This window comes from Paraflavitalea soli, assembly GCF_003555545.1.
In the GTDB taxonomy this organism is placed as follows: domain Bacteria; phylum Bacteroidota; class Bacteroidia; order Chitinophagales; family Chitinophagaceae; genus Paraflavitalea; species Paraflavitalea soli.
On sequence record NZ_CP032157.1, the window covers coordinates 381,511 to 397,391 of the forward strand.

Annotated in this window: 8 protein-coding genes; 4 read left to right on the forward strand and 4 right to left on the reverse strand. The window is 48.9% G+C overall.

Annotated elements, in window-relative coordinates:
- Positions 1-16 precede the first annotated feature (16 nt).
- The gene (locus tag D3H65_RS01550) at positions 17-394 is read right to left on the reverse strand and encodes a VOC family protein (RefSeq protein ID WP_119054348.1); all 378 of its coding nucleotides are present in this window, start codon (positions 392-394) and stop codon (positions 17-19) included.
- A 398-nt stretch (positions 395-792) separates the two neighbouring features.
- On the opposite strand from D3H65_RS01550, the gene D3H65_RS01560 reads away from it, so the two are divergent.
- The 4 genes from D3H65_RS01560 (at position 793) to D3H65_RS01575 (ending at position 7,817) form a co-directional block, all read left to right on the forward strand.
- Positions 793-2,271: an ankyrin repeat domain-containing protein gene (locus tag D3H65_RS01560; protein ID WP_119048573.1), complete on the forward strand. Its 1,479-nt coding sequence runs from the start codon at positions 793-795 to the stop codon at positions 2,269-2,271.
- Positions 2,272-2,408: 137 nt separating this feature from the next.
- Positions 2,409-2,903: a DUF2271 domain-containing protein gene (locus D3H65_RS01565; protein ID WP_211345599.1), complete on the forward strand. Its 495-nt coding sequence runs from the start codon at positions 2,409-2,411 to the stop codon at positions 2,901-2,903.
- A gap of 10 nt (positions 2,904-2,913) precedes the next feature.
- Positions 2,914-5,109, forward strand: coding sequence for a PepSY domain-containing protein (locus D3H65_RS01570; RefSeq protein ID WP_119048575.1), 2,196 nt, complete (start codon positions 2,914-2,916; stop codon positions 5,107-5,109).
- 83 nt (positions 5,110-5,192) lie between these two features.
- Positions 5,193-7,817: an alpha-L-arabinofuranosidase C-terminal domain-containing protein gene (locus D3H65_RS01575; RefSeq protein ID WP_119048576.1), complete on the forward strand. Its 2,625-nt coding sequence runs from the start codon at positions 5,193-5,195 to the stop codon at positions 7,815-7,817.
- A gap of 571 nt (positions 7,818-8,388) precedes the next feature.
- Here the strand turns inward: D3H65_RS01575 and D3H65_RS01580 are convergent.
- From D3H65_RS01580 to D3H65_RS01590, 3 genes are read right to left on the reverse strand one after another with little or no spacing between them, the layout of a single operon-like run.
- On the reverse strand, positions 8,389-9,444 hold the full coding sequence (locus tag D3H65_RS01580; RefSeq protein ID WP_162915349.1) for a T9SS type A sorting domain-containing protein: 1,056 nt from the start codon (positions 9,442-9,444) through the stop codon (positions 8,389-8,391).
- A 36-nt stretch (positions 9,445-9,480) separates the two neighbouring features.
- Positions 9,481-11,274 (reverse strand): DUF7619 domain-containing protein, encoded by a 1,794-nt coding sequence (locus D3H65_RS01585; protein ID WP_119048578.1) that lies wholly within the window; start codon positions 11,272-11,274, stop codon positions 9,481-9,483.
- Between the two features lie 10 nt (positions 11,275-11,284).
- Positions 11,285-15,877: a DUF6531 domain-containing protein gene (locus D3H65_RS01590; RefSeq protein ID WP_119048579.1), complete on the reverse strand. Its 4,593-nt coding sequence runs from the start codon at positions 15,875-15,877 to the stop codon at positions 11,285-11,287.
- Positions 15,878-15,881 lie beyond the last annotated feature (4 nt).

Sequence of the window (15,881 nt, forward strand, 5' to 3'; positions counted from 1 at the left end):
AATAAATTGGTCATCCTCAATCTTTGGGTTCCCACAACTGTATTTTGTTGCCTTCTGCATCGAGTATATGCACAAACTTGCCGTAATCGTAAGATTCGATGGCGTCTACAATCGTCACGCCGCTCTTTTTTAATTCCTCCACCAGCGCTTCCAGGTTATCAACCCGGTAATTGATCATAAAGTCTTTGGTGGAAGGTTGAAAGTATTTGGTCGTTTCGGGAAACGGATTCCATTGCGTTTGCCCTTTCTTCGTGCTGTCATCCCCTTCAAACCACTCAAAGGTGGCCCCGTATTGGGTGCTGTTTATACCAAGGTGTTCTTTATACCATTCCCTCATTTTGTTAGGGTCCTTGCATTTGAAAAAGATGCCGCCAATACCTGTTACTTTTTTCATCGTTGTTGTTTTATGTTGTCCGGTTATGATGGTTTTAAAGGCGAAGCCAGCGTAAAAGGAGGTCGTAATAGCCAGAATTATAAATACTGCTTTTTTCATGGTCGCTGTCAATTATTGTTGGTAGGTGTATGTTGGCCTTTGAGAAGCAATGTTCAGGTACTAAATGTAAGCGATTTTTCTATCTGTGAATGCAGGCCATAATTGACAATGATCAAGCCCCACCCGCCGCCTGTCCGCCTCCGTACTTCCCATCTTTCCGGCTTCGTCCCAAGAATTTCCCGATTCAGTAAATGGAAAGCCGCCCCGAACGCTACTTTTGCCGCCAAATCAGTTATCATCCACCCATGTTAGCACCTCAGACTTTCATTGCGCACCTATTTCAGGCTAAATCTATACAGATGAAACGACTATTGACCCTCCTTTTCGTAGGAGTATCCCTGCTCACCCAGGCCCAGAACAATACCTTGCTGGACCAGGCTTTCTGGAAAACCAACCCCGACCTGGCCACCGTAAAGGCAGCCGTGGAGAAAGGCAACAGTCCTTCCGAGTTAAACAGGTCTTCCTTCGACCCCGTAGTCTACGCCATCAATGCCAATGCCTCCACGGAAGTGATCACCTTCCTGCTGGAACAAAAAGGCAATGAGCCCAACAAAATAACCCATGATTCCCGTACCTATATCTTCTGGTCAGCCGCCCGGGGCAACCTGCCGGTAGTAGAATACCTCATCAGCAAAGGCGCAAAACTCGACCTGGTAGATAGCCACGGCAGTACCGCACTCGGTTTCGCCGCCAACGCCGGACAAGCCAATACAAAAGTGTACGACGCCCTGGTAAGCGCAGGCGCCGATATCAAACAAAAGAACCAGGAGGGTGCCAGCCTGCTGTTAACGGCAATTGCCAATGACAAAGACCAGGTGCTCACCAATTATTTTATTGCCAAAGGGCTTTCCTTACAGGATACCGACGCGGCTGGCAACACGGCCTTCAACTATGTAGCCCGGTCCGGCAATATCGACCTCATGAAGTCGCTCCTGCAAAAAGGGGTGAAATACACCGACCAGGCTTTCCTGATGGCTGCACAGGGTAGGGGAGCTGCCGGCTCCGGCAATGGCATGCCGGTATACCAATACCTCGAAAGCCTTAAGCTAAAACCTGCCGTGGTAAACAAGAATGGTGAAAACCTGCTGCACTACCTGGCGCGCAAGCCCAACCAACAGGAGGTCATCAGCTATTTCATCAGTCGCGGGGTGAATATTAACCAGGCCGATAATGAAGGCAATACACCTTTCATGAATGCTGCTGCTTCCAACAAGGACACTGCCACCCTGGCCCTGCTATTGCCCGCGAAAAGCATTAACCTGGCCAACAAGAAAGGCCTCACGGCACTGGCCATGGCGGTCAGGAGCAATTCACCCGGGATCGTTCAATACCTGGTGAACAAAGGCGCTGACCTGAATGCTGTTGACGCTGCCGGCAATAACCTGGCTTTCTATCTGATACAATCTTATAATGGCCAGGGTCCTGCACAGGAAGCCTTCAACGCCAAAATGAAAGTGTTGCAGCAGGCCGGTTTCAGCCTGACCACACCGCAAAAAGATGGCAATACCTTGTATCACCTGGCCATCGCGAAGGGTGATATTGCATTGCTCAAAAAGATCGAAACCCTGCAGGTGGATGTAAATGCAAAGAACAAAGAAGGCCTCACGGTACTGCACAAAGCAGCCATGCTGTCCAAAGATGATTCCATACTGAAATACCTGTTGAGTATTGGCGCAAAGAAAGAAGCGACCACTGCCTTCGAGGAAACAGCCTGGCAACTGGCCAAAGAAAACGAGTTCCTTACAAAGTCCCATGTCTCTATTGATTTCTTAAAATAACAATCAACATCGTTTACTTAAGCCAGGCTTCATTAAGGTGAGTCGCTCTGCCGCCCGGCGAATGCAGCGCTGTAGAGCGGCCCACCTTTGAGCCTGGCAAGAAAGTGTGCTAATTTAAAATGCTATTTAAAATAACAATGATGAAGAGTGCTTATAAACTGATCCTGGTATTGATCGCATTGTATTTCCTGCCCGGTACCGGCAATGCACAAAATGCCACGAGCACACCATACAAATGCATGGTGCAGATGACCAACTATGTGGGCGAGGGCGCTTACATCGTGGTTTCCCTGATCGATAGCAAAGGCAAATACGAAAAGACATTACGCGTGATGGGCGCCGACAAAAAATGGTACCCCAGCCTGAAATCATGGCATGAGTTCCGTTCTAAAAAGCCCGCCAATATAGATGCCGTTACCGGCGCTTCCGTTACCGGTGGCGATCGCTCGGTAACCGTGCTGGAGATCGACAATGCCAAAATAAATGCAGGCTATAAACTGCGGTTCGAAACAGCCGTAGAAGACAAGAAGTACTACGAAAAAGACCTGGAGATCCCCCTTACGACCGAAGGGCTTGCTGCCAAAAGCGAAGGCACCGGGTATATTCGCTACGTAAGGCTGGCTCAAAACTAATGCAGTGCCCATGACCATTTCTGTTTGGAGATACAGCCATTTCGCACTGGCCGTATCTTCTTTTCTTTTTATCACCCTGGCTGCTGTAACCGGCATCGTCCTTTCTTTTGAGCCCATCACGGGCAAGGTACCTTCTTATAAGGCAGACCATTTTAACCAGCTCACACTCGCGGAAACCATCCCCGCACTCAAACGATCCTTTTCCTCCGTCACCTCCATGCGTGTGGATGCCAACCAGTTTGTGGTAGTGAAAGGAACAGACACCAGCGGCAAAGCCCTGGAAGCCTATGTAGATCCCTCTACTGGTAAGGTGCTGGGTACGCCGCACAAACAACACGCCTTTTACCAATGGGTCACTGCCCTGCACCGGTCGTTGTTCTTACATGAGGCGGGCAGGTTCTTTGTGGGATTGACCTCTTTCCTCTTATTGTTGATTGCTATATCCGGTACGGTATTGGTCATCCGGCGTCAGCGGGGCTGGAAACGTTTTTTCACCCGCATCGTTAAAGATAATTTTGCACAGTACTACCATGTCGTATTGGGGCGCCTGTCACTGATCCCTATTATCCTGATTGCGCTTACAGGTACCTGGTTGTCCATGGCCCGCTTTGGCCTGTTGACAGAAAAGAAGGTCGTGCACCACATTGATGAGAACACCATCAGGGAAGAGCCAGTCCGCCAACCGGCAGCCTTTCCTGTTTTTAAGCAGGTGCTGCTGTCGCAGGTACAAACGGTTGACTATCCTTTTTCCGAATTTCCCGAAGATTATTATACCCTGAAGTTGAAGGACCGCGAGATCGTGGTAAACCAGTTGACCGGCGAAAAGCTGAGTGAGGTCATCTACCCGGTGACCACCACTTTGTCGCGCCTGAGCCTCGACTGGCATACGGGCCGCGTAAGTATTCTATGGGCCATCGTTCTGGCCATCGCCTGCCTCAACATCCTGTTCTTTATCTACTCTGGTTTTGCCATCAGCCTCAAAAGGCTGGCTGGCCGCAGCAGGAACAAATACAAACCGGAGCAATGTCGCTTCATCATTTTGGCAGGCTCCGAGAATGGCAGCACCATGGCCTTTGCCAAAGCATTGCAGGGACAACTGATCGCCAATGGCGAGATGGCTTATTGTACAGATCTCAATAACTACCAGACGTTTCCCCAGGCCGAACATATTATTATCCTTACGTCTACCTATGGGTTGGGTGATGCTCCTGCCAATGCCAACCGGTTTGCCTCCCTGGTCAAAAAATACCAGCAGCAGCCCGGTGTCCACTTTTCCGTGGTAGGGTTTGGGTCGCACGCTTACCCCGACTTCTGCCAATTTGCTTTTGAGGTCAACAACCTGCTCTCCTTGCAGCCCTGGGCCCTGCCCTTGCTGGAAATACATACCATCAATGATAAGTCGCCCGACCAGTTCAACCAATGGCTGGTCACCTGGTCGCAGAAAGTGGGACTCACGGGTATTGCATTGCCCGAAACAATGAAGCAAAAACCAGCTGGCCTGGAAACGATGACTGTGATAGAAAAGACAGCCATCACCCATGCCGATGAACCTTTTATTGTACGCATCAAACCTTCCTGGAGGAATAAATATACTTCCGGCGACCTGCTGGCTGTTTACCCCGCCGACGATTACCGCGAACGCCTGTACTCGATCGGCAAAGTAGGCGGCCATATCCAACTCAGCGTAAAACGCCACCCCGATGGATTGGGCTCTACTTATTTGTACCACCTCAGGCCCGGCGATACCATTCAGGCGCGTGTAGTGCCCAACCCGCATTTCCTGTTTCCGCAGCAAGCGCCCGCTGTGATCATGATCTCCAATGGTACCGGCATTGCGCCCTTCCTGGGTATGATCGAAGAGAATAACCAGTTGTCGGAATGTTATTTGTACTGCGGCTTTCGCTACAAGTTGTCGTTTGAACCTTTTGCGGCAGCATTGAATGAGCATATGGCGGCTAATAAGCTGGATGGCCTGCAGGTAGCCTATTCACGGGAAGAAGAAAAACAATACGTGAAGGACCTGCTGGCCAACGATGCCGACTTTGTGGCGCAAACGCTGGCAAGAGGCGGTGTATTGATGCTGTGTGGCTCTCTGTCTATGCAGCATGATATAATTGCCTGGCTGGAAACCGTATGCCAGGAGCGAAATGGCAAGAGCATCAGCCATTACCAATCCCACGGGCAGGTGCTGATGGACTGCTATTAAGCAGCTTATCGAAGGCGCTTTTGTATATGACAATATAATTGTAATATTGACATTTATAACACGCCCAACCCATTTGTTTGCCCATGAGACCAGGAACATCCATAGCCCGGTATGCCTTGCTGTTGGCCATTGGCCTGCTTTGCCTGTCCAACCTTACTACCCGGGCCCAGGGCCCGCAGGCTGGCGCCAGTGCCGACGCGGTATACCTCTTTTCCTATAGTACCGCTAAGAACAATAACCACAATGGCCTTCACTTTGCCTGGAGCCGTGATCGGGTCAACTGGCAATTGATCGGCAATGAATTTGGTTTCCTGCGGAGCGACTATGGCCGCTGGGGAGCAGAAAAGAAAATGATCACCCCTTACCTCATACAAACACCCGGCGGCGACTGGCAATGTGTATGGGCGCTCAACGACCGCGAAAAATTGTTTGCCCACGCCTCCTCTCCCGACCTGGTATACTGGGACCGCCAAAGTTATCCCCTGATGACCAGCGGCGCCAATGTACTGAAGCCCATCATCCAATACAACCAACAACAAGCTCAATACAACATTACCTATACCGATGCCACGGGCAAATATTTCCAGGTAACCACCAAAGACTTCAAAACCTATACACCTGCGGCCACAGTGCCTGCCTCCCAATATACGGATGCCAGTATTACGATCAACTTACCTGCAGGCCCTGCTACCGGTCAACTGCACCGCGTACCCTGGGCAACTGTCGATAAACTGATCAAAGACTGGGAAGGAAAACAATACAGGAATAACCTCTACGGTGAGCAGACTGCGCAGGATGCACAACGATTTGCCAACCTCAAGCCGGTGGACGTAAAACTCGCTGTGCAGGCAGACCGCGCGAAGCCCATCAGCAACCTGCTCACCGGCGTATTCTTTGAAGACATCAACTATGCAGCCGATGGTGGCATTTATGCCGAGCTGATCCAAAACCGCGATTTTGAATATGCTCCCGGCGATAAAGAAGGACACGATACCGCCTGGAAAAGCACCCACTCCTGGACCTTGCAGGGCGATCATGCCACCTTCACTATTGATACCGCCACACCCATCCATATCAACAATCCCCATTACGCGGTGCTGGATATCAAAGCACCCGGCGCCGTATTGTTCAATACCGGTTTTGATGGTATCACTATCCGGAAAGGAGAACAATACAAATTGTCGCTGTTTACAAAACAAACCAGGGGTAAAGGAAAACTATTGGTGCAATTGGTTAGCAGGGAAGGGAAGGTGCTGGCACAAACGAATATCACCCCCTCCACCTCAGGATGGAAGCGTACCAGCGCAATGCTGGTGGCCAATGCAGATGCGCCGGATGCACGCCTGCAATTGCAGCCTTTGTCGATTGGACGCTTACAACTCGACATGATCTCCTTTTTTCCACAAAAGACATTCAAAGAAAGAGAGAATGGCCTGCGTGCCGACCTGGCGCAGGCGGTAGCGGATATCCATCCGCGCTTTATCCGTTTTCCCGGTGGCTGTGTAGCCCATGGTGACGGGCTCGGCAATATTTACCATTGGAAAAATACCATCGGTCCCCTCGAAGCCCGCATTCCACAACGCAACCTGTGGGGTTATCACCAGACTGCCGGTCTTGGTTACTTTGAATACTTCCGTTACTGTGCCGATATTGGCGCCGAACCCTTGCCTGTTCTATCGGCAGGAGTTCCCTGCCAGAACTCCGGCACCAGTGCCACCGGTGGCGGTCAACAGGGTGGTATACCACTGGAACAAATGGATGCCTACATACAGGATATCCTCGACCTGGTAGAATACGCCAATGGTGATATCAACACCACCTGGGGAAAGAAACGCGCCGAAGCCGGCCATCCCCAGCCTTTCAACCTCAAATACATTGGTATCGGCAATGAAGACCTCATTACTGATATATTTGAACAACGCTTTACCATGATCTACCAGGCCGTGAAAGCGAAATATCCTGGTATCACGGTCATCGGCACCGTGGGACCGTTCTGGGAAGGCACGGATTATGAAGAGGGATGGCAGCTGGCCGGTAAGCTTAAAGTGCCCATGGTGGATGAACATTATTATGTACCACCCGGCTGGCTCATCCACAACCAGGATTTTTATGATAAATATGATCACAGTAAGTCGAAGGTATACCTGGGCGAATATGCCGCCCACCTGCCCGGCAGGCCCAATAACCTGGAGACGGCGCTGGCTGAAGCCCTTTATCTGACAGCGCTTGAACGAAATGGTGATGTGGTATCCATGAGTTCCTATGCGCCCCTGCTGGCCAAAGAAGGACATACCCAATGGAATCCCGACCTGATCTACTTCAACAACAGCGAAGTGAAACCCACGGTGGGGTATGAGGTGCAAAAGCTCTATGGCCTCCATGCCGGTGATCAATACCTGCCTGCTGCTGCCACCCTGTCCAATAACCAGGAAGCCGTCAGGAAGCGGATCGCCTGGTCGGTGGTGCGTGACACCAAAACGCAGGACCTGGTCATCAAGCTGGTCAATCTCCTGCCCGTGTCCGTGCATACAACCATGGACCTGGGGAGTATCCATCCCACGGGTGCTACTGCCGTGAAGACCGTATTGCAAGGACAGCCTGCTGATAAAAATGCAAGACCTGTAACGGGTAGCATTCCATTGGCTGAGGTTTCCCGGATGGAATTGCCGGCTTATTCTTTCACCGTTATCCGCTTAAAAACAAACTAATGATTCCTTACGATTTAAAGCCGGAGGCAGCATCCATCCCGGAAATGTTGTTGCAAAAATAAATTTATCCTACTATCGTGTTTATGTCCGGAAAATGACTTACGGCCTTGGACAGCCGGCCATGTTTTAGCTAAAAAACGCTCTTTTCAGGGCGTTTTTTTTATGCCCTGTTGCAAAAATAAATAGTAAGGTACTATGCCCAACCTATCATAATCGGGATGCGCGAATGCCTCAGCTTTGTGTTATCAAATCAATGAATATGCTATCAACTACTAAGTATCCTGTAACCAACTTTAGCGCGATGATCCGGCTGCTGACAGGCATCAGCAGCCTGCTGGCCTGCTTAGTGCCTACGGATTGCCTGCGCTCCTTAGAGAACTGGCCCCTTTTTCATAGAGCGTTCAGGCAATACGTAGGCAATCCGGAGGCAATCTGCAGCGTTTACGACGAGGCCCCGGGAGCAACCGGATGGCAAGCCAATATGCTGTATGATCGTAAAATGTACAAAGCGGTTGCCAGTATTACCCAACAACCGCCCGTAAGGAAAGAAAAGCGGGGAGCGGAAAGACTACTACATCTTCTGAAACCCCTTCTGGAAAATAATCTTATCGGCCTGGTATACCACCAGGTAATAGGTGCCCTGCGGCAGATGGCCTACGGGTACATCATAACCCGTACCGGGCCGCACCGTGGTATTCGTCTCAATGAGCTTTTCACCGGCAGCGGTAAATATCTTCAAGGCTACAGCGCCCGTAATATCGGCACTCCGGAACTGCAGGTGCAGCAACTTAATGGCCGGGTTGGGCGAAAGCACAATATCACTGTTCCAATGGTCGCGCAGCTGAGCCGGCTTGATCAGCGAGATCGCTTCACGGCCATCCAGGTCTACCTGGCGCAACCGGTAATAATATTTAATACCCGTCATCACCTGCCGGTCGGGAAAACTGTAATTGGTAGGTGTGGTGGAATGCCCCTGGCCATCCACCCAGCCAATGGGCGTGAAGTTGATCCCGTCCTGCGAACGTTGCACCTCAAAACCTTTGTTGTTCGTTTCTGCATCTGTAGTCCATGCCAGCTGGATAAAAGTATCACGTGGGGTAGCATCAAATTTAGACAGGATCACCGGCAGGGCCACTTGGGCAGCTCCACCCTGTACCAACGGACTGAAGTCGGTGAAGTTAACCCCCAGGTTGGGCGTGGTAGTTATATCGAAGCCCGCTTCACACAACTCGAAACTGCTCACAGTTCCGGATGCCAGACTGATGCTGATGGACATCAGTTCTATCCAGTTGCCGGCAGTCCAGGTTTCGGGAAAAGTAAAACCGATGGGATCGGAATAAAAAGCCTGGTAGAAATAAGCGCCTTTGGCGCCGCGCGGGCCGGCTTTCTTTAAGTTGTAGGTAGTAGCAATGGTGTTGGTCAGCGCCGCATTGGAACTGCTGTTCCACTTAAGGCCAAATACAATGTCCGTGATATAATCGGCACTGGTAGGGGCGGTAGCTGCTGTCATCCGCATCTGAACGCCCAGTATGCCGCCTCCTTTGTGCACCACCCGTATCTCGTAGCCCTGGCTTTGGGCCATCAGGCTAAGCACCAGTAATAACAATATGGTTATAATATTTTTCATGCTCTTTTTTTTATACATGCTTTTAATAAGTGCTCATCAGGGTAATTGTTCTACCAGGATATTGTTGGGTGTGGCAATGCCCACATTACTCAATATGATCGTTTTGTCGTTGGCCGATCCATTGTATTTTATCTTGCCGTCGAGGTTCAGGTCATTCACATCATACATCGTGAGTATATTGTTGGGATTGGCCAGGCCTACTTTGGCAAGGATCATTACCTTATCATTGGCCGATCCGTTGTACTTGATAAATCCATCTTTATTGATATCGCCTGCCCACATCATCATCACGCCATTCTGGTTGCGCTGTGCATCCGTGCCCCAGGTGGCGGTGGCAGGATTGGTAAAGTCGATGACAGCTGCCGATGTTTTGGTGAGTGCCAGTGGTGCAGCCGTCATCACACCAAAGTGATTGCGGTGGCGGATGGCCAGGTAATAGTTGCCTTCAATAACCTTATTGAAGAATACGGGCGAGTAGCCATCCATGTCTACAATACTGCCATCCCGCCTGATGAGCGCAGCGCGGTTGGCCACCACCTGGGTGGGAGTGCTGCTGTTGCGCAATTCGAGCCATACCCAATCGGTGATACCCTTTGCCTCTACACTATCCAGCACGCCTGCTTTGGGTGTTTCGATCGTGGGGTTGTTGACCGCCGTAAAGCCCAGCGCACGGTAAGGTTCCGTAGCAGGTAATAAATACAAACTGCGGAGGCTGTCGATCATCATACCATTGACGGCATTGTAGCCGCCCTGCAGGAAGGCGCGGGCTGCCACCAACAGCCCTTCGCCTTTGATGGTCACGAGTTGCTCTCCTGCAGACTTTGGCGTTTCTTCGTTACCCGTATAATCGGTGGCAAGGGTATAGAAGGAATAGGTCGCGCCTTTTTCACCGGTGAAGCTAAGGTGGGTGGAGTCAATATTCTTTTGGTAGAGGGTGTAGGGGCCATTGTTCTTGCTGTAATACAGGGCGTACTCTTTCACGCCCGATCCCAGGCTATCATCTTTGGCTGTCCAGGAAATGGTAAATACATTATCCACCAGTGAGGGCAATGCCAGCACACTGCTCACCGGTGCTACTGCATCGATGATATTGAGGGTGGTATTGGTGGCGATGGGTTCATTCACGTCAAAGATGATTGACGCCTGTTTATTGATGCTGTCACGGGTGCTGGTGTTCCTGTTGGCGATTACCGTAAAGGTCACATAACCTTCGCCTTTGTGGGTGAGGCTATCGTTGACGGGCAGGAAGCCTCCATTGGCGGCCACGGTATTGGCGAGTCCGGTGGCGGGGTCAATGCTTTCCAGTATCCAGAAGGCGCGGCGGTTGGCAAGGTCCAGCCCTGCCGTTACATCCACAAACACACCCAGGCTGTCTTTTACGTCCAGCCGTCGGCTGAAAGTCGTACTATTAGGCGGCACCGAAAAGTTGAAGGGGCCAAAGCCAAAATCACCCAGCCGCAAAGAGTTGGGATTGATATTCGGGTGTATCGGACAATAGATGATCACTTTCTGTGCGGGTGCCGTAGCAAAGTCGGGATCATTCTCGAAGAGGATCTTGTACGACAAGGTGGCTTTGATAGATACCCATTTCAGGGAATCAAATCCCCGGGGGCCAATGATCTCATTGGGGTCCTTTGGCGCCAGTACGGGCATACGTGGCCCGGGCGGCGGGTCGGGCGGACAGAGGCAGTCAGGTCTCAGGCAACCCATTTGCGGACAGGGTGGGATGGTGTCGCCTGGAGGTTTGCATTGTTTAGGCTGGGCAAATAAAGTGATAGGCAGGATCAGGCTAATAATAAGTACAACTTTTTTTAAAATATTGTAATGCATATGCCCTCCTTTATTTTATATTTTTATTGCAGCAAGGTTCAGCCTTGTCCATTCTTTTTTGACAATCTTCATAAACCCTCCTCGCGTCGTCGAGTTGTCCTGGAAGGTTTCTTTTGGGGACATCTCCTTTCGCGTCTTCACAGCCCAGGTCGAGATACTCTTTTCTGCCTTTATAACATGCCTTTGCATTTTCATATGGTTCAGTAAGTTCTTCAATGCAGTCCAGGCCAACGCAGCTTCGTTTTCCATCACAAGGCTTTTTATAATCATTATGGATATCATGGCAGCGGCCGGATACCCAATGAGATCTGTCTCCTGCTAACTCTCCCAGGCCATCAACCACTATAGTGCCGTTTTGAGTAGGAACCATTAGGTATTTTCCTACTATATAGGCACCACGCGTAGTTATTAAAATGAAAAGCAACCTGGGGCCGAGAGTTTCGAGCAATATTGCTATTGTTACAAGTGCGCCGCCACCACCTATGACGAGTACATTTGTACCGAATGGATCTATTTGATGAGGAATGAAATATGCTGCATAGGTATTGTAACCGTTTATGTAGCCAAGTGGATCTTTTTGAAGAAAGCGACCTGTTGAAAAATTGTATACTCTTTGTCTGAAATCATAATTGCCTGTACTTGCGTAATATGGGCGTCCGGTAAAAAGAATATTATTATTGACAGATGAAGAGTCTAGTTGACCATAAGTCTCATTATAAAAAGACGGGGCTCCAAATCCGTTATACTCATTTCTTTCTGCCAGTACATTTTCATCATAGACTGCAAGTGCGCTGCCCTGCCGGTCGTTGGCGAGGTAATAATTATGGCCATTGTAATTATAGGTGATGACATCATCCAGCCAGGTACCATATGTATATGTTTTCTGAATAACATTAGCATTGTTTCTTTCTTCCAATATTCTATTCCCGTCATAATAATAATAGGTTATGCCGGCCGGCGTAGCCAGCTTTATTTTTCTGTCTAATGCATCATACTGGTATTCCTGGTCACCAATTTTGCTTATCCGGTTTTCATAGTCGTATTCATAAGTCTGATGTGCATCAGACGTGGTGCTTCCGTTGCCGTCATAAGCGAAGTTGGCAGGTACGCCATTGGCTGTAGTCCTTGAATAGGTGTTGGCGTTTTTTACGTCATAGCTTATGCTTGTTGTACCTTCGATGCTGAGCGTTCTGTTGTACAGGGCGTCATAAGTATAAACGTTTTTTGAAGTTGTATCTGTGAAGGCTTGCTGGTTTAGTTTGCCTGCATAAAAGCCTGTAAGGTGATAGACTTCGTCATACACATATTTTTCTGAATGGGTGGGACGATGATTTTTCAATGCAGTAAGGCGGTTGCCTTCATTGTCATAGGTATATAGAAAGTTTATTGCGTTATTGGGTTGGCAGTCGAGGCTGGTGATACGGTTATTGGCATCGTATCCGTAATGCTGGATAACACCGTTGACAAGTGTTTTGGTAGTCAATCGGCCAGCTCCGTCATAGGTAAATTGCGCAATGGTATTGGCGCTTTCCCTGATCATTGATAGCCTGTTTCGCTGGTCAGTGGTTTCTGTGATTACTTTCCCTCCGGGATAATTAATTGTTCTTGTATTTGTAGTATAAATAAACTTGGTAGTCTTTCCATTAAGGGTTTCAGTTAATATTCTATTGAGTTTGTCATATGTAAAGCTGATAGTAGCATGGCTGTTGTTAGCAGTAAGTTTATTTCCTTCGGCGTCGTATGTGAATGTTTCATGCTGGCCGTTGGGGTAACTGCGTTGCGTCAGCTGGTTTGCATCATTATAAGTATAGGTGGTTATAATTCCGTTATTGGCTTTGCGTGTTTTTTTGTTGCCGCTGACATCGTACGTGTACTCTTTTTTGACCCCATCTGCAAATGATTCCCCGATCAGCCTGTTCATCGCATCGAAGCTGTAAGAAGTGATGTTGTTCTTTGCATCTATAATTCGGATTTGATTGCCGTTGCCATCGTGTTCAAACCGCGTGCTGTTGCCTGAAGCGTCTGTTTCCCTGGTGATCTTATTGAGTGCGTCGTATTCAAAAGTTCTGCTATTGCCATTTCGGTCGGTTTCCCGGGTCGTATTATTGTTGGCGTCATATTGCCTGGTGGATGTATGCCCCAATGCATCTGTAATGCCGGTAATCCGATTCAGTACATCGAACTGGTAGGAAACGGCGTTGTTGTTGGCGTCTTTCTGTGTTAATTTATTGCCATTGGCATCATAGGTATAACTGTTGATTGTTCCAATAATGTCGGAAACACTTGTGAGTTGGTACTCGTTATTATAGGTGTTGGTGAAAGTGTTGCCGTAGGGGTAAGTGACAGATTTGATATTGTTGATAAGGTCATAGGTGTATGTTGTGACTTCGTTCAAAGGATTAGTCTCAGTCAGTTGCCTGTTCAATGCATCGTAAGTGTAGGAAGTAGTATTCCCTAGCTTATTTTTTATCATGAGCTGATTACCATTGGCGTCATAAGTGATTTCTGTAAAAAAGCCTAATGGATCTATGCTCTTTGTTTCCCGGTTTAATGCATCATATTCACTACTCCATATTTTCCCATTCTTATCTTTCTGTGATAATATACGGTGATTTCCATCGTAGGTGTTTGTAATGGTTTTGTTGAAGGGGTCTGTTACCTGGGTGAGCCTGTTCAGGGCGTCATATGCATAGTAATTGACATTGCCATTGAAGTCTGTTTCTGCAACTTTATTGTCATTAGCATCGTAAGCCATAGTGGTAGTATAGCCACCTGCATTGGTGGTTTTAACCAGGCGGTTCAGCTTGTCATATTCATAACGTGTGGTATTTCCCCTTTTGTCGGTTTCACTCACCATATTGCCAGCTCCGTCATAATCAAAGCTCCGTGTTTTGCCCATCGCATCCCGCTCCGTCAATACCTGGTTACGGCTATTGTAAGTATAGGAAGTGCTATTGCCGCGGGCATCTGTTGTCTTGATCTTGTTTCCGTGTTCATCATATTCTACGGAAACCGTATGCCCCGAAGGAGAGACGGTCCTGATCCTCCTGCCCAGTCCATCATATACGTAGGTCGTGGTATGATTTAATGCATCTGTCTGACTACTCAGATTGCCGGATGCATCATAAGTATACTTTGTAATACCACCCAGCGCATTCGTGATCTTTGTCACCCGGTTTTGCAGGTCATACTCATAACTGGTCACATTGTTGCGGGCATCCTTCACTTGCGCCAGGTTGCCACAACCATCATAAGTATTCGTTATGATGCCATTCAGTGCATCCGTGGTTTTGGTGAGCATCCCATAAGCATTGTATTCGTACCGGGTAGTATTGTTATTCCCATCTTTATATGTCAATACATTGCCCTTGCTGTCGTAAGTATATTCTATTGTTATTCCCAATGGTTTGATGATCTTCGTCTGGTTGCCGACTGCATCGTATTCATAGCTGGTGGTATTCCCCCTTTTGTCTTTGACCGTTAATACCTTATTCAAGGTCAGGTCCCAGGTGTAATGGACGCTATAACCTTCTGCATCTGTCTCTTTGATCACATTTCCCCTGGCATCGTACACATATTGCGTGGTCTGGTTATTGCCGTTGGTAAGGGACGATACATTGTTGTTTCCATCATACTGATAGGCCACATTGTAACCGCAGCAATTACCTTCCTTATGAATGATGCGGCCCGTAGTATCATAACTGTAGGTGGTGATCTGCCGCTGACCCTGTACCTGCTCCGTTACAAAGGTCTTGCGTGTCTGCGGCGAATAGGTAAACAACTGGGTAGTGGCGCAGGATACGATCTTCGATACCGCGCCATTGCCATTGTAGGTGATGGACATATTGTTACCTAATTCGTCTGTAAACCCAATGATCCGGCTATTGTCGTCGTAGTAATACAGCAGCGTACTGCTGTCGGGACGCATCACCTTTACAGGATTGCCGCTCGTGTCATACGTATACACTATTTTCCGAACGGGTGCAGAACAGGTATTCTGAATTTCCTTCAGCTTGCCACCGTCCCAGGTCAGCGTAAAAGTTCTGCCCGCCGCATCTGTGATAGCCGAGGGAAGAGAATCGGTATAGCTAATGGTAATGGTATTATTATTCCGGTCCTGTACCTTGGTGAGCTTGCGGTGCGAAGCAACATCAAAATAATAGGTCCACCCTTCTTTGGTAACGAGCCTGAACTTGCCCGCCTGGTACTCCGCCAGGGTATCATAGGCGCCCACCGGGGCTTTGTAAGCGCTTCCTGCTTTTCGAAACAGGTCGCGGCGGCCATCGGCACGCAATACGGTAATATTGCCCGCCGTATCTACAGTATAAGCCACATTATAAGTGAAGGTCCAGCCACGGCCATAACCCCAGTTCTTATTGCATTGCGTATTGTTGTAGGAAAACACGATCTCCATCGGTATGCCCTGCGCCGGCATCTTCATATCCGTACGCTGGTGATACAGGTTGCCGGTAAAAGAATTCACATCAAATCCATTGGGCGCCTTAACGGTAGGCTTTACAGCGCTCTGCGAGGTGGCTTCCAGTGTACAGCTGATCAGTAGGATCAGCGTCACAAGTGTCTTTACAAAATAACTCTTTCTCATAAAC